The following is a 24616-nucleotide window of genomic DNA, read 5'->3' as shown; positions in this document are numbered from 1 at the left end:
GTGCAAACGATCATGAGCAGGTTGACGGCGTCGGGCCGCCTATGTTGTGGCGACGTAGCCGCGCGGCAGCGTCGTCACGTCGACGAGCGCGGCGACGAGCAGGTCGGCGAGGATGTCACTGACCGGGGCGGACAGCTGCAACACGGCCCCGGCGGACGGTGTCTTCAGCCCGAGCCCGGTCATCTCCCAGGTCGCTGCCCAATAGCCGAACGCCTGCAGCGACCACGCCTGCATCGTCCGCATCAGCGTGAGCGTCCCGAGCTGCTTGCCGTCCGGCGAGGTCAGCGGATGAGGCCATGCCGCGTCGGCTCGCTCGCCGCGGAACGGGTTGACGTGGGCGAGCACGGACCCGCCCGCCGACTCGATGCGCGCCGACGTGCCTTCCCCGACGATCGATCCCAGCGGTTGCCCGTCCCGCGTGACGCGAGTGGTTGCGGCGACCTCGACGCCGAGCTCGGTGCCGGTACCGGTGACGGTGTAGCTGCCCTTGCCGCCGTTCTTGAGCCCGAGCAGAACGGCGGCGCCACCCTTCTGCCGTCCGACGGCGACGTCGGCGCCGCCCGGGCCGCTGCAGGTGACGACCAGCGTGTTGTTCTTCGCACGTGAGACACGAGCGGACAGCTCGAGCTGATCCCCCAAAATGGACATGCCGGGATCCTCCATCAGCGATAGACCTACGGCCAGCGGCGATGACCTGTTGCCAGGGCGATTGATGGGGACTGAAAGTGGCCGGGCATTGGCGGGACGACCTCCGGGCCGCGCCGACACTGCTCGCGAGCATGCTGCTGTCGACCGCCGGATTCGGGCTGGTGCTGCCGTTCCTGTTCATCTACTTGACGAAGGTGCGCGGTCTCGACCCGACCTGGGTGGGAGTCGCGGGCGCCTGGATCGGGCTCGCCGGCCTGCTCGCCGCGGGGCCGGCCGGTGCGCTGGTGGACCGGTACGGGTCGCGTCCGGTGTACGTGGCCGTCGCGGTGCTGCAGGGAGTCGGGCTCGGCGGCTACGCCTTCGTCCACTCGGTGTGGCAGGCGTTCGCCGCGGCGACTCTCGCGGCGATGGGCGGCCCGCCGCTGATCGGTGCGTTCGACACCCTGCTCGCCTCGGCCACGACCGAGGCGGGCCGGCAGCGGTTCTTCGGGCTCTCCTTCGTCGTGTTGAACCTCGGGATCGGCCTCGGCGGGCTGATCGGAGGCGCGGTGGCCGACGTACACCACCCGAGCTCGTTCCAAGTCCTCTATCTCTGCGCCGGTGGGTCCGTCGTCGCCGGCGGGGTCGTGGTGGTGGGCCTGCGCTCGTTGGGCTCGGCCCTGCCCGTGGTGCCTGACGCGCCACCGCACGGCGGTTGGCGCGCGGTGCTGGCGGACCGGGTGTTCGTACGCCTGGTGGCAGTCGGGGTGCTGCTGATGGGGTGCGCGTACGGCCAGCTCGAGTACGGTTTCACGGCGTTCAGCGCGGACGTCGCCAAGGTCTCGACTCGGGTCGTCGGATGGGCGTTCGCCGCCAACTGCACGACGATCGTGGTCATCCAGCTCGGGGTGCTGCCGCGCCTCGAAGGTCGAAGCCGCAGCCGGCTGCTGGCGCTCGCCTCCGCGCTGCTGGGGGGCTCCTGGCTCGTGCTCGCACTCGCGGCGCACCGGCCGGCGAGCAGCCTCGCCATCATCGCCGTGGTCGGCTGCGCGCTCGTGTTCGCGCTCGGCGAGGTGGTGATGTCCCCGATCATGCCGGCGCTGACCAACAGCCTGGCACCCGACGAGCTGCGTGGCCGCTACAACACGCTGTCCTCGATGACGTTCGGGGTGTCCGGGGTGATCGGCCCGCTGAGCGCCGCGCCGTTGATCGGCAACGGGCTGTGGGGCGTCTGGCTCGCGCTCGTCGTCGGCGCCGGTGGCGGCGCCTGCGCCGGCGCTCTCACGCTGAGGCGTCGCTTGACCGCGCGACAGGACGGGCGGGAGTCTCCGGGGGCGAGAGAAACGATCAAGGCGTGACTAGGTGACGGCCGGCTACATAGTCCCTTTTAGTCATTTGCGGGAGAAGTGATTGGATCTTGGGCTTTTGCCGCGCAACATAGCGAAGGCCCCAACGACCTTGATCAACTTTTGCCCTCCCGAAAGGTGTGTAACGCCTTCGAGGGGGGAAGCGCTGTTCAAGAGGTGCGGGGAGGCGTGCGCCCGGGATGGGTGCGCGGCGGTTCAGATTTGTGATTTTGCAAGTAGGCGGGACAGGCCGCCGACGATGAAAGGACTCGAATGATCAGGAAACGCCCCACGAAGAGGTGGGCGTCTGCATCGCTGGTGCTGGGGTCGGCGGTGGCCGTATTGGCCTCCCCGTTCGCCCTCGGCACCGCCGCAGCCGTCGGCATCCCGACGAACATCGTGCTCACCCCCGACACCCCCGCTGGGGGCTCTCCGACGACGGTGCCGACGGGCAACTGCGAGGCCTACAGCGTCCTGGCCCAAGACAACAACGGCGCCGCGGCGAACGAGGCCTTCACGTTCACCGTGACGGAGACCTCCTCGGCGAACCCGGGCGCGACGCCGTTCAAGGTCTACAGCAACGCGGCCACGCCGAGTTCGCCGTGCTCCGGCACGGGCACCGCGGTCGGCACGACCACGGGCACCGGCCCCTACACGACGACGTACTCCCTCGCCGGCGTCTTCAACGCCAGCGGCCAGGCCTACATCGGCGTCTCGTCGAGCTCGGTCGGGACCGGCAGCGTCAAGGTCGCCGCGACCGGCAACGGCGCGGTCAGCGATCAGGACAACGTGAGCTGGACCGCCAGCACGGCTGACGCCGTCACCAAGCTCGTGGCCAGCCCGACGTCGACGACGCAGGCGACCGGCACCACCGCGAAGTTCACGGTGACCGCCGAGGACACGAACAACAACCCGATCTCGGGCGTGCCGGTCTTCGAAGAGACCACCGGCTCGACCAACCCGGACCAGGTCGCCGACACCACGTCGTGCGGTTCGACCAACGCGAGCGGCCAGGCGACCTGCTCGGTCACCAACGGTGGCAACGCCGGCACCGACTCGCTGGTGTTCTGGGTGAACAACTCGAACGGGACCACGCACTCGCAGGGTCCGGACAACGGTGAGCCGCAGACGACCGCCTCCGCGGTCTTCAATGCGGGCCCGCCGTTCGTCGCCGCGAACAGCACCCTCACCTGCACGCAGCACACCGCCCCGAACCAGAACACCCAGGCGGCCAGCTGCACCGTTCCGACGTCGGCGACGTCGGAGACCTTCACCGCAACCGTCGAAGACGCCAACCACAACCCGCTGTCCGGCGTCACCGTGAACTTCGCGGCGACCGCGGCCAAGCTGGGTGGCACCACCGTGACCGGCACCAGCCTGCCGTCGGGCACCGGCGTCACCAACGCGAGTGGTCAGGCGACCTTCTCCGTCAGCGACCCGACTCCGGCCGCCGGCGACAACGTCACGATGACCGCGAACATCATCGGCAAGTCGTTCGGTGGCAACGCGACCGCGACGTGGGCTGCCCCCGTCGCGAGCGCCGTCAGCGTTCAGCCGGTGCTGCAGAGCGTCGTCCGTGGCGGGACGGTCACCGTCAAGGCGCAGGTGACCGACCAGTTCGGTAACGCGCTCGCGACGCAGCCGACCCTCACCTACGTCGTGAACGGCCGCAACCTCAAGGCCGGCACGGCGGCGGCTGACGGGACGATCACCTACACCGATTCCGGTACGACGGGCAACACCGACACCATCAAGGTCACCGACTCGGCGAACGCCTCCATCACCGGAAGCGCGACGGTCAGCTACGTCGCGTCGACCACGGCGAGCACGGTGACGGTCGACACCAGCGGCAAGGGCGTCTCCGACGCGACCTGCGGCGCGACGGGTAACACCGCCGCCACCAACGTCGCTTCGGGTGCCACCACCGAGGTGTGCGCGATCGTCAAGAACAGCTCCGGTGAGGCTCTCGCCGGCGCTCCCGTGACCTTCACCGTCAGCGGCGGCCAGGTTGCGGGTACCAGCACGGTCCCGACCAGCGCCGGCACGTCGTACAGCACGACGACCGACCAGGCCGGCGTCGCGGAGGCGTACGTCACCTCGACGAAGTCCGGTGCCCAGACGGTCACCGCCACCTCGGGTACGGCGACCGGCAACGCCGCCGTCACCTACGCCTCGCCGAGCCCGGCGCAGGCCTACACGGTGACGGTCAGCCCGACCACCGCGACCATCGCGGCGGGCGGCAGCCAGAAGTTCACCGCCACGGTCACCGACAAGACCGGCAACCCGGTCGCCAACGTCAACGTGGTCTACACCCAGACGGGTGCGGGCTCGGTCGGCAACGGCAACAACCAGGTGATCACCGCCTCCGACGGCACCGCCAGCGTCACCGTCACCACCGCGTCGACTGACTCGGGCGCCGGGACGCTGTCGTTCTCCATCGCGGCGGGTGGCAACCAGTGCAGCACGACCGGCGGCACCTGCTCCGCCACGGCTTCCTACACGGTCGCCGCGGCTGGCGCCAGCGGTCTCGTGCTGCGGGCTCCGGTCAACGGCACCGTCGGCGGCAACGTGACCCTCACCGGTCACGCGACCAACGCCACCGGCGCCTCGATGGCGGGCCAGCTCATCCGGTTCTACGTCGGGGTCAACGGCAAGGCGGTCGCCATCGGTTCGGCGACCACCGGTCCGGCAGGCAACGCGTCGGTGCACTACTCGCCGACCAAGGCCGGCAAGACCAGCTTCGCCGCCTTCGCCGACACGAACAACGACCAGATTCGCGAGAGCAACGAGCCCACCAGCTCGGCGTCCACGCAGGTCCGGTTCGTCGAGCGGCCGCGTGTCGTGCTCACCTCCACCCACAACCGGGTGACGGTGCACGTGCACACCCGTCCGGCGGCGCGCAACGCGCTGGTTCGGTACTTCGTGAAGACCCACGGCGTCTGGCACCGGATCGGCACCAGCCGTACCGGTCCCGGCGGCAACGCCTCGATGCGGTTCGTCGAGTCGTCCGGTCACCGGCTGTCCTTCCGCGTGAACGTGACGCGGACGCCGCGGACCACCGTGGGGACCTCCGCGGTCCGCACGATCCGGGTCAGGTAGTCCTGACCTAGTCGGCACGACGACAGGGCGGCCCCGGGTTTCCGGGGCCGCCCTTGTCGTGTTCTGACATGCTCGACCGGTGGACAGGCCCGGCGCCGCGGTGGTCGCCGCGACTGCGCGCCGGGTCGAGCGGCAGTCCGGGGCGCTCGCCACGCGAGCCCAGCAACGGATGGCCGAGACGCTGCCGTGGTTCGACGCGATGCCGCCGCTGCCCCGGACACAGGTCGGACTTCTCGTCCAGGCGGGCATCCGGGGCTTCGCGGACTGGCTGCGCCGGCCCGAGGCCGGCGCAGCGATCACCGCAGCGGTGTTCGACGTCGCGCCCCGTGATCTCGCGCGGCTCGTGAAACTCGAGCACACCGTCGAGCTGGTGCGCATCGCGGTCGACGTCACCGAGGCGGCGGTCGAGGAGTTCGCGGCGGAGGAGGCGCAGGCGTGGGCGCGGGAAGCGGTGCTGCGCTACTCCCGCGACATCGCCTTCGCGGCGGCTCAGGTGTATGCCCGGGCCGCCGAACAGCGAGGCGCCTGGGACGCCCGTCTCGAGGCACTGGTGATCGACGCGATCGTGCGCGGCGACGTCAGCGACTCGTTGCAGTCGCGTGCGTCTGCGCTCGGCTGGCAGGAGCCCAGCCACGTCTTCCTGATGGCGGGAAGCTCGCCTGACGGTGATCCGGAGCGGTCGCTGGCCCACACCCGGCGGCTCGGCCGGGAAGCCGGCGCCGAGATCCTCACCGGCGTCCAGTCGGGCCGCCTGGTCGTCGTGGCCGGCGCACCGGGACGCGTGGCGCGGGTGGTCCGTGGCCTGCTCCCCGCGTTTGCCGACGGCCCGGTCGTCACGGGACCGGTGTGCGCGGGCCTTGCGGAGGCCGCCAGCACGGTGCAAGACGTGTTCGCGGCGCTGCGTGCCGTGCCCGGCCTGCCGGATGCTCCCCGACCGGTCGCAGCCGACGACCTGCTGCCCGAGCGGGCGTTGGCCGGCGACCTGCGGGCCGCGCGGCGGCTGGTCGCCGACGTCTACCGACCGCTGGCCGCCGATCAGACGATGCTCGACACGGCGGACGCCTACCTCGGCTCGGGCGGCTCGATCGAGGCGGCCGCTCGCTCGCTGTTCGTGCACGCCAACACGGTGCGGTACCGGCTGCGCCGGATCGCGGAAGTGTGCGGGCACGACCTTGCCGCCGGACGTGATCGCCACGTCGTGCAGGTTGCGCTGACGTTAGGGCGGATCGACAGCAACGCGGATTTGTAGGAAACCTACAACGCGCAGCAGCCAACACTGTGGGCACGCCCGACTGACCTACTGACCGGTCACGTCGAGGCTGGCGCTCATGCTCGTCGTTCTCGCGCCAGGTCAGGGCGCGCAACGCCACGGGTTCCTGGCTGGCTGGCTGGAGCTGCCAGGGTTCCGATCGCGGCTCGACTCCCTCGCGTCCGGCGCAGAGGTCGACCTGGCGAGCGCCGGCACCGAGCTGTCGGACGATGCCATCGCCGACACCGCGATCGCCCAGCCGCTGATCGTCGGCGCCGGGATCGCCGCCGCGGCTGAGCTCGCGATCGATCCCGCCAGCTGCGTGCTCGCCGGTCACAGCGTCGGGGAGTTCGCCGCCGCGGCGATCGCCGGGATGCTCGACGAGTCCGCGGCCATGCGGCTGATCGGCGTACGAGGCAGGGCGATGGCGCAGGCCGCCGCAGCGGCCCCGACCGGCATGGCCGCCGTGCTCGGCGGGGACGCCGCCGCGGTGCTCGCCGCGATCGAGGCGGCCGGGTGCGTCGCGGCCAACTTCAACGGCGCCGGGCAGGTCGTGGCCGCCGGCCGGCTCGAAGCGCTGGAGCGGCTGAGCGGGACCACGCCCGCCGGCGCTCGGATGCGGCCGCTTGCGGTCGCCGGCGCCTTCCACACCGATTTCATGGCGCCGGCTCGCGACGCGCTGGCGATCGCGGCCGCCGATGTCGTGGCCCACGACGGTGCGGGGGCCGTGCTGTCCAACCGAGACGGAACACTGCAAGCCGACGGCGCGCAGGTCCTGTCCCGTCTGGTCGACCAGGTGTGTCTGCCGGTGCGCTGGGACGCCTGCATGGCCACGATGGCGGCACTCGGCGTGACCGCGGTCATCGAGCTCCCGCCGGCCGGCACACTGGCCGCGCTCGTCCGTCGCGCTCTTCCGAGCATCGACGCCGTCGCCTTGCGTTCGCCGGACGACCTCGACGCGGCCCGCGAGCTGCTCGCCCAGCACACCACCCAGCCGTCGGCCGCCCCCGGCTGGCGGCTGCTGGTCGCGCCGGAGAAGGGAACGGTTCGGCTCTGCGACGTCGTCGAGCAGGCGGGGAGCTCTCTCATCGAGCTGCTGGTGGCCGACGGCGACCCGGTCTCCGCCGGGCAACCGCTGGCCCGGGTGAGCGCATCGTGATCGCATCCGCCGGGTTGCGCGGCAGCCGGATCCTCGGCGTGGGGGAGCACCGGCCATCGCGGGTCATGACCAACGCCGACCTGCCGCCGGACCTCGACACCGACGACGCGTGGATTCGGCAGCGGACCGGGATCGAGCGACGGCATCTGGCCGGCGACGGCGAGAGCGTCGTGTCCATGGCGGCCTCGGCGGCGACGAAGGCGCTCGCCGATGCCGGAGTCGACCCCGCTCGGGTGGGTCAAGTGGTGCTCGCCACGTGCAGCATGCCTCAGTCGGTTCCGGGTGGCGCGCCGCGGGTCGCCGACATGGTGGGGGCGACCGGCGCGGGGGCCTACGACGTCAACGGCGCCTGTGCCGGCTTCTGCTACGCCCTCGCCGCCGCGTCCAACGCGGTCCGCACCGGCGGTGCCGACTACGTGGTCGTGGCCGGCGCGGAGCGACTGTCCGACCTGGTCGACTGGACCGACCGCTCGTCCGCGATCCTGTTCGGCGACGGTGCCGGCGCGGTGGTGGTCGGGCCGGCGGACCAGCCCGGGATCGGACCGCTGGTCAGTGGCAGCGACGGCAGCGCCGCAGAGCTGATCGGCATGACCGCGGCGGGGCACGTACGCCTCGACGGGCCGGCGGTGTTCCGGTGGGCGACCACCTCGCTGCGACGCACGGCACGTGAGGTGTGCGCGGTCGCGGGCGTCGTGCCCGACGAGCTCGCCGCGATCGTGCTGCACCAGGCGAACCTGCGCATCGTCAACGCGATCGCCGCGTCGCTCGACGCTCCTGACGCGGTCGTGGCGACCGACGTCGTCGACACCGGCAACACCTCGGCCGCGTCCGTCCCGCTGGCGTTGGCGCGACTGCGCCGTGAAGGCCGTGTGGCGTCAGGCGATCTCGCCATGACCTTGGCGTTCGGGGCGGGCCTGACCTGGGCCGGTCTCGTCGTCGAAGTGCCCTGATCCGCAGACCCCATCAAGCCGACCAACCGAAGGAGAACCCATGTCCGACCAGCTGATCGCCGACCTCGGCGAGATCGTGCAAGAAGCGACCGGAATCCCGGCCGCCCGCGTCGTACCCGGCGTGTCCTTCCGTGAGGACCTCGACATCGACTCGCTGTCGATGGTGGAGATCGCCACCATGGCCGAGGACAAGTTCGGGGTCTCCATCCCCGACGCCGAGCTGGCGAAGCTCGAGACCGTGGACGACGTCGTGGCGTTCCTCGGCAAGGCGGGCGTCCCCGCGTGACCCGGACGCCCACTCGCTCTGTCGTGGTGACGGGGCTCGGTGCGACGACCCCGTTGGGCGGTGACATGCCCTCGACGTGGCGCGCGCTGCTCGACGGCCAGTCCGGTGCCTCGCTGCTGACAGACGAGTGGGCGGCCGACCTGCCGGTCCGCATCGCGGCGCGGGCCGCGTGTCAGCCGGCGGACCTGCTTCCCGCGCCGCGGATGCGCAGCCTCGACCGCAGCCAGCAGTTCGCGCTCCTTGCGGGCCTCGAAGCGTGGCGCGACGCGGGAGCCCCTGACGTCGAGCCGGAGCGGCTCGCGGTCGTCGTGTCGAGCGGCATCGGTGGTGTCACCACGCTGCTGGACCAGTACGACGTGCTGCGGGCCAACGGCGCCCGCAGGGTGTCGCCGTTCACGGTGCCGATGATCATGCCCAACGGACCGGCCGCCACGCTCGCCCTCGAGCTGTCCGCCCGGGCCGGAGCGCACTCGCCGGTGTCCGCGTGCGCCTCCGGCGCCGAGGCGATCGCGTACGGCCTGGCGATGATCCGCGACGGGCGCGCTGACGTCGTCGTCTGCGGTGGGGCGGAGGCGGCGATCCACCCGCTGCCTCTGGCCGCGTTCGCCGCGATGCGCGCGCTGTCGGCGCGCCACGACGAGCCGAAGGCCGCGTCCCGGCCCTTCGACAAGCAACGTGACGGTTTCGTACTCGGAGAGGGCGCCGCCGTAGTCGTGCTCGAGTCCGCCGAACATGCGCAGGCCCGCGGCGCCTCGGCGTACGCCGTGCTCGCCGGCGCGGGCATGGCGAACGACGCCCACCACGTCGCCGCACCCGAACCGGAAGGGCGCGGCGCCGCCGCTGCGATCACCGCCGCGGTCGCCGACGCCGGGCTGGCCGCGACCGACGTGACGCACATCAACGCGCACGCCACCTCGACGCCGGCCGGGGACGTCGCGGAGGCGGCGGCCATCCGTCGGGCGTTCGGTGATCACGCCGACCGCATCGCCGTGACCTCGACGAAGTCCGGCACCGGCCACCTGCTCGGAGCAGCGGGGGCGCTGGAAGCGGCCATCACCTGTCTGAGCCTGCGCGACCGGGTCGTCCCGGCGACCGCCAACCTCGACGACCCTGACGACGCGATCCGGCTCGACCTGGTGCGCATGTCGCCGCGGCCGCTCGTCGCGGGCGGCGCGGCGCTGTCCAACTCCTTCGGGTTCGGCGGCCACGACGTCGCCCTCGTCTTCACGGAGAGCTGATGACACTGACCGACGTCGACCGGCTCCGGACGGTCATCCCGCGCGAGGTGGATCCGGCGCGCGATCCGCGCGCGAGGCTGAGCGCCCTGCTCGGTGACTGCGAGCCGCTGGCTCGCGGCGACCAGACCTGCGGGGTCTTTGCGGCGGTGGGCACGATCGGCGGTCGCCGCGCGGTTGCGTTCGCGACCGACCCCACGATCCAGGGCGGTGCGCTCGGCGCCGACGGTTGTGACGTCATCGTCTCGGCGTACCGCACCGCGCTCGACCGCCAGGCGCCGATCGTCGGGATCTGGCACTCCGGCGGCGCGCGGCTCGCCGAAGGTGTGGCGTCCCTGGACGGCGTCGGCAAGGTATTCGCGGCCATGACGGACGCGTCCGGACGGGTGCCGCAGGTCTCGGTCGTGCTCGGACCGGCCGCCGGCGGCGCCGCCTATGGACCGGCGCTGACCGACGTCGTGGTGCTCGGCCCTGCTGGCCGGGTCTTCGTGACCGGTCCGGACGTGGTGCGCAGCGTGACCGGCGAGGACGTCGACATGGCGCGGCTCGGCGGACCTGAGCCGCACGGCCGCCGTAGCGGTGTGGTCCATGTGGTCACCGACTCGGACGCTGCCGCGTTCGATGCGGCGCGGCGGGTCGTCACCGTGCTCGGCGACCGGGGCGCCACGGTGGGCGAGGTTGCGGATCGGCCGATGGCCGCGTTGCTGCCCGACTCGCCGCGGCGGGCCTACGACGTGCACCCGCTCGTCGACCAGCTGCTCGACGAGCCGGGCATCGAGCTGCACGCGAAGTGGGCGCCGAACATGGTGACCACGCTGGGCCGGCTAGGCGCAGCGCCGGTCGGGGTGCTCGCCAACAACCCGTTGCGGCTGGGCGGGTGCCTGGACTCCACAAGCGCGGAGAAGGCCGCGCGCTTCGTCCGGATGTGCGACTCGTTCGGCGTACCGCTGGTGGTGCTCGTCGACGTCCCGGGCTACCTGCCGGGGGTTGCGCAGGAATGGGAGGGCGTCGTACGCCGCGGCGCGAAGCTGCTGCACGCGTTCGCCGAGGCGAGCGTGCCGCGGGTCACCGTCGTCACCCGCAAGGCCTACGGCGGGGCCTACATCGCGATGAACTCGCGTTCGCTCGGTGCGACGCGGGTGTTCGCCTGGCCCGATGCCGAGGTTGCAGTGATGGGTGCCGTCGCCGCCGTACGGGTGCTCCATCGCCGCACGATCGCCGCGGCGCCCGAAGCGGAGCGGGCCGACCTCGAACGCGCGCTCGCCGCGGAGCACGAGGTCACGTCGGGCGGGGTCGCGCGCGCGGTCTCGCTCGGGTTGGTCGACGAGGTCATCGATCCTGACCGGACGCGTAGCGTCGTCAGCCGCGCACTCGCCGCCGAGCCTCGTCGCGGTGGCGGCCACACCAACATCCCGCTGTGACCGCGGTGACGTCGCGGTCCGTGCTGGTCACGGGCGGCAACCAGGGGATCGGGCTCGGCATCGCGCAGCGGCTGGCTGCGGCGGGCCATCGGGTCGCGGTGACGCATCACGCCTCGTCCGCGCCCGCGGATCTGCACTGCGTCAAGTGTGACGTGACGGATCGCGACTCGGTCGCCGAGGCGGTGGCGGCGGTCAGTGAGGCGCAAGGCGCGGTCGAGGTGCTCGTCTACGCCGCGGGCATCACGCGCGACGGCCTGGCATTGCGGATGGCCGACCGCGACTGGGACGACGTGATCGAGACCGATCTCGCAGGCGCCTGGGCGTGTGCGAGATCGGTGCTGCCCGCAATGGCCAAGGCGCGCCACGGCCGGCTGCTGTTCGTCGGCAGCGTGGTCGGGCTGCTCGGCTCGGCGGGCCAGGCCAACTACGCCGCGGCGAAGGCCGGCCTGATCGGGTTGGCGCGCTCGCTGGCCCGTGAGTACGCCGGGCGGGGCATCACCTCGAACGTCCTGGCCCCTGGTCTGGTCGAGACCGCGATGACGGCATCGCTGTCGGATGCCCAGCGTGCGGACATCGTTGCGCGTACGCCGCTGGGACGCGCCGCGTCCGTCGCGGAGATCGCATCGGTCGCGGCGTTCCTCGTCGGCGACGAGGCGTCGTACCTCACCGGAGCGGTGGTCCCGGTGGACGGTGGGCTGGGGATGGGGCACTGATGACGGCATTGCTCGACGGCAAGACGATCCTGGTGACCGGCGTCCTCACGGAGGCCTCGATCGCCTTCCGGGTCGCGGAGGCCGCCCAGCGGGAGGGCGCCTCGGTCGTGCTGACCGGTGCCGGGCGCAGCCGCTCGCTGACCGAGCGGATCGCCAAGCGGCTGCCGGTGCCGGCGCCGGTGGTCCCGCTCGACGTGACCGACGACGCCGAGCTCGATGGGCTCACCGACGCGGTGCGCGCTCACGCCGATCGGCTCGACGGCGTGCTGCACGCGATCGGCTTCGCCCCCGCGGCGGCGTTGGGCGGCAACTACCTGCAGACGAGCTGGCAGGAGGTCTCGCAGGCTTTGCAGATCTCGACGTACTCGTTGGTGTCCTTGGTGCGCGCCGTGCGACCGCTGCTGACCACCGGCGCCTCGGTCGTCGGGCTGGACTTCGACGCGACCCGCGCCTGGCCGGCGTACGACTGGATGGGCGTCGCCAAGGCGGGCCTGGAGTCGGCGGCCCGCTATCTCGCCCGTGATCTCGGGCCGCACGGAGTCCGGGTCAACCTCGTCGCGGCCGGGCCGCTGCGCACGATGGCGGCCAAGTCGATCCCCGGCTTCGACGGCTTCGAGCAGGTGTGGAAGGAGCGGGCGCCGCTGGGCTGGGACGTCGACGACGCCCGCCCCGCGGCGCTGGCCTGCGTCGCCCTGCTCTCCGACCTGTTCCCGGCCACCACCGGATCCGTGGTCCACGTCGACGGCGGAGTCCACGCGGTCGGCGCCTGACGTCCCCGTCACGACCTTCAGAGGAGCTGGAAGGCTTGTACGCCGGACAGCGGCGAGAGCGGTGACTGCCCGATGGTTCGTTCCAGCGACGGCGGGATGGCGAGGTTGAGCGCCTTGTACTCGAGGTCGGTCTCGTTCGTGCCGGTGCCGAGGTAGACCGACGAGCCGCTCACGACGGCCGTGGATGACGGCGGCCCGAGCACCGGACCGACCCACAGCGGCAGGCCGGTCTTCAGGTCGACCGCGACCACGGAGCTCGCGACGGTCATCGGCAGCAGCGCGATGTCGTTGACGATCGAGGTCGAGCCGTACGTCGGGGCGACCAGCCGGTCGCTCCAGAGCACCTTGCCGGTGTTGGCGTCGAAGCTGTGGATGTCTTCGAGGGCGCCGAGCAGGTTGCCGCCGTCCTTCGCCAGCGGGATCGGGATCGCGGTGCCGCCGACGATCTGCGTCGCTTCGCCACTGGCGTTCGAGGCCACCGCGAGCGAGCCGATGAAGCCGCCGACCGCGAAGTCCTCGGACAGGTTGCCGGGGGAGCCGTCGGCGGTCTGCCACAGGCTCGCGCCGGTCCGCGCCGCTCGCGCGTAGTAGACCGACCCCTTCGACCCGTCACCGGCGACGAGCTGGCCGCGGTCGTTGCGGTAGATGTTCGCCGACGAACCGAAGTCGTCGTCGAGATAGGCCGCCTTGATGTCGGCGGACTTGGACCCGTGGTGCTCCGAGGGCGAGTACCGCCACAGGAACCTGCCGGTGGCGGCGTTGACGGCCATCAGCGACTCGGCCCAGTTCTGGTGGTGCGCCATCGCGTTCGGCGGGTGGTCGCAGTTGCCGACGCCATAGACCAGCAGGTCCGCGGCGCCGTCGACGGCGGGCGAGGACCACACGTCGCCGCAACCTTGACCCTGTCCGGACCCGGCGGTCAGGCCCGCCCGGCCGTAGTAGGTGCGGTCGGTCTCGGCGTCGTTCTTCCACAGCGGGTCGAACGACCAGTGGCCGTCGGCGTTCGCGAGGAGCCGCAGCGCCACGATCCCGGTGCGCCCCACCCCGCTGTCGTTGTGTACGTCGAGACCGACATACACCCGCCGCTGCACGGTGTCACCGACCTTGACGTCCGCCACAGCGGGCGAGGACTCGATCTCCACGACCGGCGGGTTGGCCGAGGCTTGCTGCTGCTTGCGCAGCTTCGCCTTGCGCGGATCCAGGTCGATCGAGGCGAGCAGCTTGCCGGTGTCGGCAGCCAGCGCCCAGACCGTGGAGCCGCCCCCGAAGACCACGACCTCCTGGGTCTTGCCGGTGTCACCGACCGGGAACGGCTCGACCGCGGCGCTCGACACGATCTGGCCGAACGCGACCGGGTCGGCGAGGCGGATGTCGAAGACCCACTGCTCCTTGCCGGTCTTTGCGTCGAGTGAGTAGAACTTGCCGTCCCAGTCCCCGACGTACACGCTGTCGCCGACCACGGCAGGGGAGGCGGTCACCGAGTCCTTGGTGTGGAAGAACCACCTCGGGATCAGCGTCGCGACGTTCTTCGACGAGATGGGTGAGCAGCCGGCCGGCACCGCGAAGCTGTGGTCCGGGTTGTAGCCGTACTGCCGCCAGTCAGTGCTCGCGCAGCCGGCCGAGACGTGACCGCCGGTCACTGCCCGCCCCGCGCCGGCGTCCACGCCGAAGGCCGCGACCGAGCCGGTCATGGTCAGCGCGGCAGTCGTCACCCACAGCGCAACGCCGCGTCGTCTCATCAGAACCCCTCGTGGTCACCACACCGCCCCGGGTGGAAGTTCGACGCGGGACCGTCCCTCACCTACCGCATACTCTGCAGCTACGTGATCAAGTACCTCGGCTCGAAGCGGACGCTGGTCCCGGTGCTCGGAGCGATCGCCGCGGCGGTCGGCGCACGCAGCGCCGTCGACTTGTTCACCGGCACCACCCGGGTCGCCCAGGAGCTCAAGCGGCGCGGCCTCGAGGTGACCGCGGTCGACGTCGCGACGTACTCGGAGATCCTCGCCCAGTGCTTCATCGCGACCGACCGGTCGCAGGTGGACGAGGCGCACCTGGCCGGGGTGCTCGACGAGCTCGGCCGGCTGCCCGGCCGTCGCGGCTACTTCACCGAGACCTTCTGCGAGGCGGCGCGCTACTTCCAGCCGAAGAACGGCGAACGGGTCGACGCGATCCGCGACGAGCTGGAAGCGTCGTACGCCGGCACCCCGTTGTTCCCGATCCTGCTGACGGCGCTGATGCTTGCCGCCGACCGCGTCGACTCGACGACCGGCGTCCAGATGGCCTACCTCAAGCGATGGGCGCCGCGCGCCCACCGCGACCTCGAGCTGAAACCGCCCGAGCTCATCGCGGGCCGCGGCTCGGCGATCCGCGGTGACGTGTCGGTGCTGCTCGACGGGCTGCCGCGCTACGACCTCGCGTACGTGGACCCGCCGTACAACCAGCACCGCTACTTCACGAACTACCACGTCTGGGAGACCCTCGTCCGCTGGGACGCCCCGGCCCATTACGGCGTCGCGTGCAAACGGGCGGACAGCCGTGACGCGGCGACGAAGAGCGTCTTCAACAGTCGCCGCAAGATGCCGGGCGCGCTGCGCGACGTCATCATGCGGCTTTCCGCGGAGGTGGTCGTCGTCTCGCACAACGACGAGTCGTGGGTGACCCCGGAGGAGATCGCGCGGTGGCTCACGGAGGCCGGCCACGACGAGGTCGGGACCGCGGGTTTCGACAGCAAGCGCTACGTCGGCGCGCAGATCGGCATCCACGACCCGCGCGGGCGCAAGGTCGGTGAGGTCTCGCACTTGCGCAACGTCGAGCACCTGATCGTGGCGGGCCCGGCGGCCAAGGTCGCCGCCGCGATGGAGGTCTGCCGCGCTAGTGGTGACGCCCGACCGGCTTGACGTGTCTGGGCGCCACATAGGCGATCCCGAGGCCGACCGGCATCGGCCGCTCCTCGCCGTCGGCGGGGTAGGTCCGGAGCTCGAGGCTGTGCTGCGAGGGAAGCTTGGCGAGCAGCTCCGTCGAGCCGGAGCCGTCGACGTCCCATGCCCGGTCGACGCCGAGCTGGGCCATCAGCCCGGACATCTCGTTCGCGTCCAGGCCGTGTACGTCGGTGCCGGGGTGGTCTTCGGCCTCGGCGATCACGAACACCTTGCCGTGGTCGGCGATCCCGAACGCGGTCCGGGCCGGCGTGGTGGTGTTGGCGGTGTCGCAGGCCAGCCCGTTGCGGGTCTGGCCCTTGTGCTTCACGACCTCCGCGCCGACTCCGTACGCCTGCACGAACGGCCGCTTGGTCGTCTGGCGCACCTTGGCCGCGATGCCGGCAGTCGAGCCCGAGGTGAGGCGGGCGAGCCAGCTCGACGCGGAGCCGCCGTCAGCTTCGAGCTCGAACCCGTCGCTGGGAACCCGGGCCGAGCGGGCCGCGTTCGCGCCGAGGACGTCGCCGACCACGGAACGCGCGTCCGACGCCCAGCTCGACGGGACCGCGCGGGCACCCCATGCCGGGCTGTAGGCCTGCAGGCCGCCGTCCGACACGTCGTTGAGCCCGTCGATTCCGTAGGACTGCTGGCCGTCGTACAGCTTCGCGTCGAGCCGGACCCTGCCGTACTGCACCTTGCCTTCGGCGTTGAAGCCGAGCACCCGCATGAACCGGCTGGACATGACCAGCGGCGTGCCGTCGACGATCAGCGGCTGGGTCGGCGCACCGGTGTTGAAGTCGAAGTAGCCGGTGTTGACCGCCGCCACCAGGTGAGGATGCCCGGCGGCCAGCCGGCTCAGCGGCTGCCGGTTGGCAACCGAGTGGACCAGCGGGACGAAGGACACGCCGCGCTGCCCGATGTCGACGGTCAGAACGTGCATCTTCACCAGACCCCGGCCGTGGTCGTCGGTCCGGTTGCCCTCGGTCAACGTCACCCCGGGGGCGAGCTTGTGGGTGTGCCAGGTCGTGCCGGCGACCAGCGCCTCGGCCTGCGGGCACGACCACGCCCCCAGCGCGGGTGAGGCGTGGGCGCTCGGCGCGAGCCCGAGGCCGGCGCCGAGTGCGACGACGGCTGCGGGCGCGGCGAACCGCAGCGGCGAGCGATGGGGGCGAGGCTGGGCGTTCACGACCTGTCTATCGACAGCGGCAAACCTCCGATGTCGGAGAAGATCAACAACGCCAACGATTTCACTCGGATGGCAGACGGACGAATGCCGCATATGTGGAGCAGGTACGACGAGTCCTCAGCCGACCTCGGCCATCGCATTTGCCCGCAATCCGGACAGCAGCAAGACGATCAGCTCTGCGACCTCGTCGCGCGCTGCGGCGCCGTCGTCCGCGCTCGCGACGTACAGGCAGGCCTCGCTCAGCGCACCGATGAGCATCGCCGAGAGCGGACGCAGCGGCTGCCGCACGACGACCTCGGCGTGCATCGCCTTGCGCAGCGCACCACGCAGCGCAACGGTGCTGAACCTGGTCTCGATCTCCCGTGCGGTCTGCCAGCCGAGGACGACCCTGGCGTCGATCAGCGCGATCTGGCGAACCGCCGGATCCTCGTGCGCGTCGACCCACAGCAGGCATCCCGCGACCAGCGCGTCCCAGGAGTCGGGTTGGTTGAACTCCGCAACGGCTGCGTCCGAGACCTCGAGCTGGACCTGCTCGAACACGGCTTGGAACAGCGCTTCCTTGTCCGCGAAGTGGTGGTAGAGCGCACCCTTCGTCACGCCGGCGCGATCGACGATCTCCTCGATCGAGGTCGCGGCGTACCCCTGGCCGCCGAACAGCTCACGGGCGGCGTTGAGCAGCGCGCCGCGGGTCTCGGTCGCCTGCGCCGCACGGTTGGACGCCCGTTTCGACACTGCACCCCTCGAGCTCTTGACATCCATACTGGCGGTATGTGTAACTACATACCGACAGTATGTGACTTACATACCGTTGGTACGGTAACACGGCGTCCACAAGAGGAGGGGTAATGCCGAAGTTCGTGATCGAGCGACCACTACCGGGTGCGGGCAAGCTCTCGGCCGAGGAGCTCAGGGGCATCAGCGAGAAGTCGAACAAGGTGCTCGCGACGCTGGGACCGGAAATCCACTGGCTGCACAGCTACGTCACCGACGACAAGATCTACTGCGTCTACCACGCCCCCGACACCGACATCATCTACGAGCACGCCCGCTGCGGCGGCTTCCCGGCCGACAGCGTGAGCAAGATCTCCGCGGTCATCGATCCGTCGACCGGCGACTGAGACCGTGGACGCCGCCGGACTGCGTGAGGCACAGCTTCCGCTCAAGGACCGGTATCGGGACCAGCCCGAGGCCGCGGTAGTGACGCTTCACGCATCCGGCTCGCTCAGCGACGACGAGGTGGCCTGCTCGGTCAGCACCGGGCGGGCACTCGTCGCCGCCGGGCTGCATCCCGCGACCGGAGGCGACGGCTCCCTCGCGTGTTCCGGCGACATGCTTTTGCAGGCGCTCGTCGCATGTGCCGGCGTGACGCTGCGCGCGGTGGCGACGGCGCGCGGGATAGCGGTGGCGGGAAGCGTGCGCGCCGAGGGTGATCTCGACTTCCGCGGGACCCTCGGCGTCGACCGCGAAGCGCCGGTCGGCTTCAGTGCGGTACGCCTGTCGTTCGACCTGACCTCGCAGGCGCCTGCGGAGGACCTCGACGCGTTGATCGAGACGACCCGCCGCTACTGCGTCGTCTACCAGACCCTCGCGTCACCGCCGGAGCTCACGATCAGCCGATCCACGGGGTGACGACGGCTGTGGTGATCGGCAGCAGGTAGGCACGTGAGGCGGCGTCGCCGACGTTGCCGACTCCTGGCGGAAGGATCAGCTGGTTGTCCTCGGCGTCGATCTCGTCGACGGGGACGGTGAGCTCCGCGTTGTCGCTTTCGGCGACGACGAGCATGTGCAGCCCGTGCGTCGCGACGTCTCCTTGCAGATAGCGCACGTCGCCTTGCGGGCCGAAGCTCGGGTCGGGGGCGGGATCGGGCCGCTGGACCGGCTTCGAGGCGTCGAAGGTCGCCGTGCCCGGGATGTTGTACGGCGCGCCGGAACGCGTGTGGTTCCAGCACCGCCGCTGGTAGACCTCATCGCCGCGATACGTGGCGCCGTCGTCGTGGACGACACCGTGATAACGATGCTCGGTCGCCGGCGCCGGGGTCTGTGCCACGGGCTTGCCGTCGATGTCGGCGAAGCCCCAGGTCGTGGGCTCGTCCGGGCTGCGCAACGCCACATGCGGGCCGGGGTTGTCACCCGTCCCGTCGTCGAAGCACGAGTCGTCGACGTAGTACGGCTGCGCGACGAGCAGGCCCTGCACGTCACCCGGGGACAGCGGCTGGTTCTGGGACAGCCCCCACTTCTCGACCATCGTGCCGGCGGGACCCGTCATCTCCTCCCACGACAGTGCCTCCGGGACCACTCCGGAAAACGTCACGTCGGGCAGGTTGAACGACCCGTAGACGCACGCGTCGGAGGTGCATTTCGCGTCGTTCGGGTTGCCGATCGTCAGCGGCTTGCCCCCGGTGAGGGACTTCTCGATCCGGCCCAGCTCGTCGTTGCTCGACTCGGAGATGCCGTCCGGGCCGATGTGGGCGTTGATGTCGCCGTAGAGCACCGGGTTGATGCCTTCGACCGGCACACCCTTGGGGTTGTACGGGTTGTAGTAGCGGGTGATCTCCCCGGCCGCCATGTCCCACTGGGTGTAGATGCCGTCCAGCGGCGGGATCGGATGCACCCGCATGCCGTAGTCGTGGACGATCGAGTACGGGTAGAAGATGTCGGTCCGCGTGACGTTCGTGCCGGAGTCCGAGCCCCACGTCACCCGGATGTCGCGAACCGGGCCGACCCTGATCCCCATCGTCATCGACGAGCCACCCCAGTTGTTCTGCTCGTCCTCGTACCCGCAGCACGGCGTCTGCCCGGCCGGCGACTGCTGGAACGCACGCGCCTTGAAGCGGTCGATCAGGCTCGGGCCGTAGTCACCCTTGGTGAAGCCGCGGTCGTCTTTCGACACCTGCAGGTCGTCCATCAGCCACCGCCCGTCGTAGCGGAATCGGTAGCGCGGCGTGGTCACCGTCGCGTTGTCGAGGGTGCGCCGCTGGACGTAGGTCTTGGGGTCGAGGACGACGTCGTGGCGGCTGTTGTAGCGGAAGCCCTGCCCGATGACCGCTTGTCCGTCGGGCGTGCACACAGGCCCGTACGGCGCGTTGCCGTAGTCGCCGTACGAGCTCTGCGAGTAGACCATCGTGTCCGCGTCCGGGTCGGGCGTGTAGCGGACGTACGGCGAGTTCTTCGCGGTGTAGCGCATCGGCACCGCCCAGCGGTGGCCGTGGGCGCCGGTCGCGGACTCCATCACGTAGGCGTAGCGGGTCTGGCCGGTGCCCGGGTCGACGACGGCGACCTGGTTGGCCGAGACGATGCCGGTCGGCAGCCGGGCGTCGCGCGGCGCGGCTGCTGCCGCGTCACGCGCCATGAACGCGAGCTGGTCGGTGTCGATCAACCCGCGATTGGGGTCGGGGGTGGGGTCCGGCAATCCGTTGGCCGGTTTCGCCCGGCAGACGATGCCGGCCTGCGCGAGCTGATGCGGGCCCGGCGGGATGCAGCCCGGTGTCGCCGCGTCCTTGCCCGGGTCGCAGTCCGCCGGCAGCGCCGCGTTCGTCGTGTCGAGGAACGGCTCGTGGTCGAAGGAGTAGGTCAGGAACTGGTCCGTGCCCGAGTACACCGCGAAGCCGGACGCGTTGTTCGAGATGTAGTGCGTCCACATCGGGTCGACCTGGAACGGGATCTGGACGAACCGCTTTCCGTTCCACGCGTAGCCCCGCAGGCTGGCCGTCGCGACGCCGGGCAGCAGGGTGCGGATCGGGAGCTGGCTGGGCTGGAAACAGTTGTGGTCGTCGTGGTCGGGGTCGACATACCCGTTCACGTCCGGCTTCGGGTGTGGCTGGTAGCAGGCGCTGCGCAGCTGCTTCGGCAGCCACGACTGGGTGTTGGCGACACCGTAGTAGTTGGGCAGCTGCGGCACCCGGGCCGTCACCTCCGGACCGCTCGACCAGGTGGGGAAGTCCGCTCCGGTGAGGACGACCGGCTGGGTCGCAAACGAGGACACGTCCACGGTCGCGATCGCGCGCGGACGGTCAGCGAGGCGCGGAGCGGGGTGGTGACGTGACGCCGACGCCGGCACGACGACGGCGATCACCCCGACGACCACGGCGGAGAACCGGGCAGACGTGTGCACCGGTTCTGATTCGCTGCGCGGCCGTGCGCTCCTTCACCCGCGGGGGTGCCGCCGGCGCAACAGCAGCGACATCGCGGCGGCTGCCACGACGACCGCGACGCTCACGGCAATCGCAACGTCACGGCCGTCGTGGCTGGAGCCGGTGTGGTCGGCGGCGACCGCCGTCGGCGGCCGGGACGGCGCGGGGCGCGCCGGGCTGCTGGGACTCGTGCTGGCGCGCTGCGGGCTTGTCGTCGACGCCGTCGGTCGTGGCCGGGGCCGCGAGGTTCTTGCCGGCCTGGCCGAGGACGACCGCGACGGCGACGGCGAGTGCGACGGCCGGTTGTTGGCGGCCGGCGAGGTCGTCGGGCGATGCGTTTGCGGGGCGGTGGTCGGCCGCGGTGAGCCGGGCCTCGTTGCGCCGCGCACCGCCACGTCAGCCGACGTAGGCGGCGCGAAAGAGACCGTGAACGTCGGCGCCAACATCTGGCTCGACCCCGGGACGAGGACGATGCCGGCGGTCGCTTCGCTGGCCGGGAAGGTGATCGTCATCGTCTTGTTCCCGGGGGCGAAGATCCCGACCGCGGGCGCCGCGTTGCTCCGGTACGCCGGGCGGGCCGTCCAGGGTTGCGGGCCGCCGGTCGGCCAGTCCCCGGTTGCGGGATAGCCGACGACGACCGGTGCGTTGATCCGGTTCAGTGCCGCGACGTGCAGCGTCAGGCGCACGGTCTCGGCGCCGGCGGGCAGCGCGATCCGGATCGCCGACTCGGCTTGCGCACCGGTGGGCGCCGACGCCACGTAGAGCCCACCGGCGGGAACGCCGGGCACTGGGATCAGTCCGGCGACGGGCTCGGCGACCCACCAGAAGCCTGCCTGAGGCGTCGGTGTCGTCGCGACCGCAGCATCTATCCCGGAGAGGGTGCAGCAGGCTGCAAAAGTTGCGGCTGCGAAGACTCGTCGGAGCGCGAGCACCCCGACAGTGTGGCGGAAGGAAGCTGGACGACAAGTAGGGCTACGTCGTCGCGGCGCGCCGCCGGATGGATCCGCGCCACCAGCCGTTCGCAGACCTGTTCCGCCGTCGCGTTCGGTACCTCGGCGGTGACGGTGCTGCGCAGGTTGGCGATCAGGTCGGTGAGCGACTGGCCCGGGATCTCGACCAAGCCGTCGGTGTAGAAGACCAGCGTGGCGTCGGGGCCGACGGTGATGGTCTGCTGGGCTCGGGCGTCGGATGTCGTCACCGGAACGCCCAGCAGGATCGAGTCGGCCTCGTCGATCTCGCGGGTGCCGGTGCGAGCGTCGTGCAACAGCGGCGGCGGATGCCCGGCGTTGGCGAAGGTGAGGCTCCGGTTGCCGGCGGCGTCCGGCGGGGCGAGCAGGCCGTAGAAGACGGTGACGAGCCGGTCGGTCTGCAACGACTTGACGAGCTGGTCCAGCCGGTCGAGAACGGCCGCCGGTTCCTCGCCGACGAGCGCGTGAGCACGCAGTGCGGTCTGCACCCGCGACATCAGCACCGCCGCCTCGATGTCGTGGCCGAGCACGTCGCCGATGACCAGGCCCACGTAGCCGCCGTCGAGCTCGAACACGTCGTACCAGTTGCCACCGACCTGCTGGCCCGAGGATCCCGGCAGGTAGCGGGCGGCGAGCTCGAGGCCGGCAACGGCCGGTAGCTCGGGCAGCAGGCTGCGTTGCAGCGCCTCGGCGAGCTCGTGCTCGTTGCGGTACAGCGCGAGCGCGCTACGCCGCCGCCGGCTCTCGATCTCCACGACGAGTGCGAGCAGCACGGCGAGCGCGATGCCGGCGCCGAGGGTCAGCCACTGCGCGTTGGCGGCGGCACCGCCGACCAGCGGGTGCACCGCGCTGACCTGCAGCGACCAGGTCGCCGCGCCGGCGGGGACTTCGACCGTGCGTACGTCGCCGCGAAGCGGGAACTCGTCGGTGGTGGCCACCAGAGCCTGAGACGCAATCGGAGTGGGACTGCCGTACAGCACGACATGAAGCTCGTGGAACGGTGCGGTGTCTGCTTCGCGTGGCGGCCCGAGCGGCCCGAGTGGCAGCTGCAGGTAGAGGACGGTCGCCTGCGAGGTGGCCGGCGGGCCGAGTGCGAAGCCGAGGGTGCGGTCGGCCCCGGCACCCATGACCGCGGTCGGGATGACGGCGCCCACCGTTGCCGCGCGGCTCAGCACGTCGGTGAGCGAGCCGCTGGGCTGCTGGCCGACGGTGAACGCCTGGCCGTCGACCAGTCTCGCCCGGAAGCCGGCGGGCGAGCGTTGGAACAACGCGATGCTGTCCTTGCCGTGCGAGGCGGCGACGAGCGCAGCGCTCGCCCGCCGAAACGCCGCCGGCGAGCTGTCCGTCGCCTGCAGCACGCCTCCGACCGTGCGGAGCTCGCTCGACAGTGAGTCGACGGCCTCTTTCAACACCAAGCCGACCTCGTTGCCGCGTTCCCGCAACAGCTGCTTCTCCTGGCTGTGGACGACGTCTCGCACCGCCCAGGTCCCGAACGCGGTGAGCGCCAGCACGAGCGCGAGCACGAGCGCGCTGAGCCGGGCCCAGCTGCGGCCGGTCATTCGTGGCCACCGTCGACGTGCCGGAAGTACACCTCGTCGGCGCCTTCGGCGGTCGCGCCCGGAGCACCCCCGATCCGGTCGAACTCGATCGCAAGTGCGAGGGAGAACGGCTGCAGCGGGGGCCGCGCCTGGTGATGACTGGCCGCGACCAGCTGGTCGGCGAGACCCCGGACGTACCACTCGCGGAAGACGCGATGCGACGGCGGTGCCGCCACGGTGAGCAGCCGCGCGGCTCGCGCCTGGCGGTCGGCCTCGTCGAGCGCCATGAGGTAGCGCAACCCGGCGTTGGCCGCCGACAGCGGCAGGTGGAGGGTGAGATCGGTGAAGGCATCCCCACGACGGGCCGCGTCGACGGCTTGGCGCTTGATCTCGTTGCGCGCCTCGCCGAAGTCTTCAGTGGCGCGCAACAGCAGGTCGACCGTCTTCGACGGCAGGCCGAGCTCCCCGTCGGCGCCGGCCCGGATCAGGGCGAGCTCCCGGACGATGTTGTCGATGTGCGCCTTGGCGGCGACCAGCAGAGCGGTCGGCACGAAACCGAGCTGGACCTCGTACCTGCGGACGGCGTCTTCCGCCGACCACGCGGCGCGCAAGGCGTCGGGGTTGCCACGAGCGCTGTTGCGGGTCGGCCGCCGTCGAGGGCGGCCGAGCTCGGCGAAGACGACCTTGCCGGTGCCGGAAGGCTCGACACCCCACGTGTTCGACAGCGCTTCGACGACGGCGATGCCTCGCCCCGTCATGCCGTCGACGCCGCGGTGGAGCCGCAACGGGACGTTGCGGCCGCAGTCGACGACCTCGATCCGCACGCGTTCCCGGCGACCGCTGACTCGCAGCACGATCGGTGGCGCACCGTGCAGGACGGCGTTGGTGACGAGCTCGGTGACCACGATCTCAGCGTCGGCGAGGAGATCGTCGGGGAGCTTGCGCAACGTCTCGGCGGTCATCCGGCGCGCGGTTCTGACCCCGTTGGCGCCCGCGGGCACCAAGAGCTCCGCCCGCGTCACTG

General features: G+C 71.3%; 20 protein-coding genes and 1 pseudogene. 13 read left to right on the top strand and 8 right to left on the bottom strand.

What is annotated here, in order from left to right; translation table 11 throughout:
- Nucleotides 1-39: 39 nt before the first annotated feature.
- Nucleotides 40-648 (bottom strand): hypothetical protein, encoded by a 609-nt coding sequence (locus VG899_05525; protein HWA65813.1) that lies wholly within the window; start codon nucleotides 646-648, stop codon nucleotides 40-42.
- A 77-nt stretch (nucleotides 649-725) separates the two neighbouring features.
- Between VG899_05525 and VG899_05520 the strand changes: the two genes are divergently transcribed.
- The 10 genes and pseudogenes from VG899_05520 (at nucleotide 726) to fabI (ending at nucleotide 12855) form a co-directional block, all read left to right on the top strand.
- On the top strand, nucleotides 726-1985 hold the full coding sequence (locus VG899_05520; GenBank protein ID HWA65812.1) for an MFS transporter: 1260 nt from the start codon (nucleotides 726-728) through the stop codon (nucleotides 1983-1985).
- A 330-nt stretch (nucleotides 1986-2315) separates the two neighbouring features.
- The gene (locus VG899_05515) at nucleotides 2316-5072 is read left to right on the top strand and encodes an Ig-like domain-containing protein (protein ID HWA65811.1); all 2757 of its coding nucleotides are present in this window, start codon (nucleotides 2316-2318) and stop codon (nucleotides 5070-5072) included.
- A 79-nt stretch (nucleotides 5073-5151) separates the two neighbouring features.
- On the top strand, nucleotides 5152-6321 hold the full coding sequence (locus VG899_05510) for a helix-turn-helix domain-containing protein (GenBank protein ID HWA65810.1): 1170 nt from the start codon (nucleotides 5152-5154) through the stop codon (nucleotides 6319-6321).
- A 79-nt stretch (nucleotides 6322-6400) separates the two neighbouring features.
- A complete protein-coding gene (locus VG899_05505; GenBank protein HWA65809.1) occupies nucleotides 6401-7480 on the top strand; it encodes an acyltransferase domain-containing protein in 1080 nt (359 codons plus the stop codon).
- Entirely contained in the window at nucleotides 7477-8430 is a 954-nt protein-coding gene (locus VG899_05500; GenBank protein HWA65808.1) for a beta-ketoacyl-ACP synthase 3, read from the top strand. The genes VG899_05505 and VG899_05500 overlap by 4 nt, the downstream gene beginning before the upstream one ends.
- A gap of 40 nt (nucleotides 8431-8470) precedes the next feature.
- Nucleotides 8471-8716: an acyl carrier protein gene (locus VG899_05495; protein ID HWA65807.1), complete on the top strand. Its 246-nt coding sequence runs from the start codon at nucleotides 8471-8473 to the stop codon at nucleotides 8714-8716.
- Nucleotides 8713-9954 (top strand): beta-ketoacyl-ACP synthase II, encoded by a 1242-nt coding sequence (locus VG899_05490; GenBank protein ID HWA65806.1) that lies wholly within the window; start codon nucleotides 8713-8715, stop codon nucleotides 9952-9954. Before VG899_05495 ends, VG899_05490 begins: the two co-directional genes overlap by 4 nt.
- 131 nt (nucleotides 9955-10085) lie before the next feature.
- Nucleotides 10086-11372: pseudogene (locus VG899_05485) on the top strand (carboxyl transferase domain-containing protein).
- Nucleotides 11369-12085 carry a 3-oxoacyl-ACP reductase FabG gene (gene fabG, locus VG899_05480; protein ID HWA65805.1) on the top strand — a complete coding sequence of 239 codons (717 nt, stop codon included), beginning with the start codon at nucleotides 11369-11371 and terminating at the stop codon, nucleotides 12083-12085. Before VG899_05485 ends, fabG begins: the two are co-directional and overlap by 4 nt.
- Nucleotides 12085-12855 carry an enoyl-ACP reductase FabI gene (gene fabI / locus VG899_05475; protein HWA65804.1) on the top strand — a complete coding sequence of 257 codons (771 nt, stop codon included), beginning with the start codon at nucleotides 12085-12087 and terminating at the stop codon, nucleotides 12853-12855. The genes fabG and fabI overlap by 1 nt, the downstream gene beginning before the upstream one ends.
- 17 nt (nucleotides 12856-12872) lie before the next feature.
- Here the strand turns inward: fabI and VG899_05470 are convergent, their stop codons facing one another.
- The gene (locus VG899_05470) at nucleotides 12873-14594 is read right to left on the bottom strand and encodes a PQQ-binding-like beta-propeller repeat protein (protein ID HWA65803.1); all 1722 of its coding nucleotides are present in this window, start codon (nucleotides 14592-14594) and stop codon (nucleotides 12873-12875) included.
- A gap of 84 nt (nucleotides 14595-14678) precedes the next feature.
- On the opposite strand from VG899_05470, the gene VG899_05465 reads away from it, so the two are divergent.
- Nucleotides 14679-15752, top strand: a complete 1074-nt coding sequence (locus tag VG899_05465) for a DNA adenine methylase (protein ID HWA65802.1) — start codon at nucleotides 14679-14681, stop codon at nucleotides 15750-15752.
- On the opposite strand, the gene VG899_05460 is transcribed toward VG899_05465, so the two are convergent.
- Nucleotides 15727-16956 carry a phosphodiester glycosidase family protein gene (locus VG899_05460; protein ID HWA65801.1) on the bottom strand — a complete coding sequence of 410 codons (1230 nt, stop codon included), beginning with the start codon at nucleotides 16954-16956 and terminating at the stop codon, nucleotides 15727-15729. The two genes, VG899_05465 and VG899_05460, sit on opposite strands and share 26 nt — an antisense overlap.
- Nucleotides 16957-17073: 117 nt before the next feature.
- The gene (locus VG899_05455) at nucleotides 17074-17688 is read right to left on the bottom strand and encodes a helix-turn-helix domain-containing protein (protein HWA65800.1); all 615 of its coding nucleotides are present in this window, start codon (nucleotides 17686-17688) and stop codon (nucleotides 17074-17076) included.
- A 113-nt stretch (nucleotides 17689-17801) separates the two neighbouring features.
- On the opposite strand from VG899_05455, the gene VG899_05450 reads away from it, so the two are divergent.
- Both VG899_05450 and VG899_05445 read left to right on the top strand, forming a co-directional pair.
- Nucleotides 17802-18074 (top strand): DUF4242 domain-containing protein, encoded by a 273-nt coding sequence (locus tag VG899_05450; GenBank protein ID HWA65799.1) that lies wholly within the window; start codon nucleotides 17802-17804, stop codon nucleotides 18072-18074.
- A gap of 4 nt (nucleotides 18075-18078) precedes the next feature.
- Nucleotides 18079-18585, top strand: a complete 507-nt coding sequence (locus VG899_05445) for an OsmC family protein (protein HWA65798.1) — start codon at nucleotides 18079-18081, stop codon at nucleotides 18583-18585.
- On the opposite strand, the gene VG899_05440 is transcribed toward VG899_05445, so the two are convergent.
- The 4 genes from VG899_05440 to VG899_05425 all read right to left on the bottom strand — a co-directional run bounded on the left by VG899_05440 (nucleotide 18566) and on the right by VG899_05425 (nucleotide 24614).
- Nucleotides 18566-21067, bottom strand: coding sequence for a hypothetical protein (locus VG899_05440; protein ID HWA65797.1), 2502 nt, complete (start codon nucleotides 21065-21067; stop codon nucleotides 18566-18568). The two genes, VG899_05445 and VG899_05440, sit on opposite strands and share 20 nt — an antisense overlap.
- Before the next feature lie 33 nt (nucleotides 21068-21100).
- Nucleotides 21101-21874 (bottom strand): hypothetical protein, encoded by a 774-nt coding sequence (locus VG899_05435; protein ID HWA65796.1) that lies wholly within the window; start codon nucleotides 21872-21874, stop codon nucleotides 21101-21103.
- A 77-nt stretch (nucleotides 21875-21951) separates the two neighbouring features.
- The gene (locus VG899_05430) at nucleotides 21952-23613 is read right to left on the bottom strand and encodes a PP2C family protein-serine/threonine phosphatase (protein HWA65795.1); all 1662 of its coding nucleotides are present in this window, start codon (nucleotides 23611-23613) and stop codon (nucleotides 21952-21954) included.
- Nucleotides 23610-24614 carry an ATP-binding protein gene (locus VG899_05425; protein HWA65794.1) on the bottom strand — a complete coding sequence of 335 codons (1005 nt, stop codon included), beginning with the start codon at nucleotides 24612-24614 and terminating at the stop codon, nucleotides 23610-23612. The genes VG899_05430 and VG899_05425 overlap by 4 nt, the downstream gene beginning before the upstream one ends.
- Between the last annotated feature and the right edge of the window lie 2 nt (nucleotides 24615-24616).

Source organism: Mycobacteriales bacterium, from assembly GCA_035550055.1.
In the GTDB taxonomy this organism is placed as follows: Bacteria; Actinomycetota; Actinomycetes; order JAFAQI01; family JAFAQI01; genus DASZTV01.
This window is presented reverse-complemented; position numbering and strand designations above follow the sequence as displayed.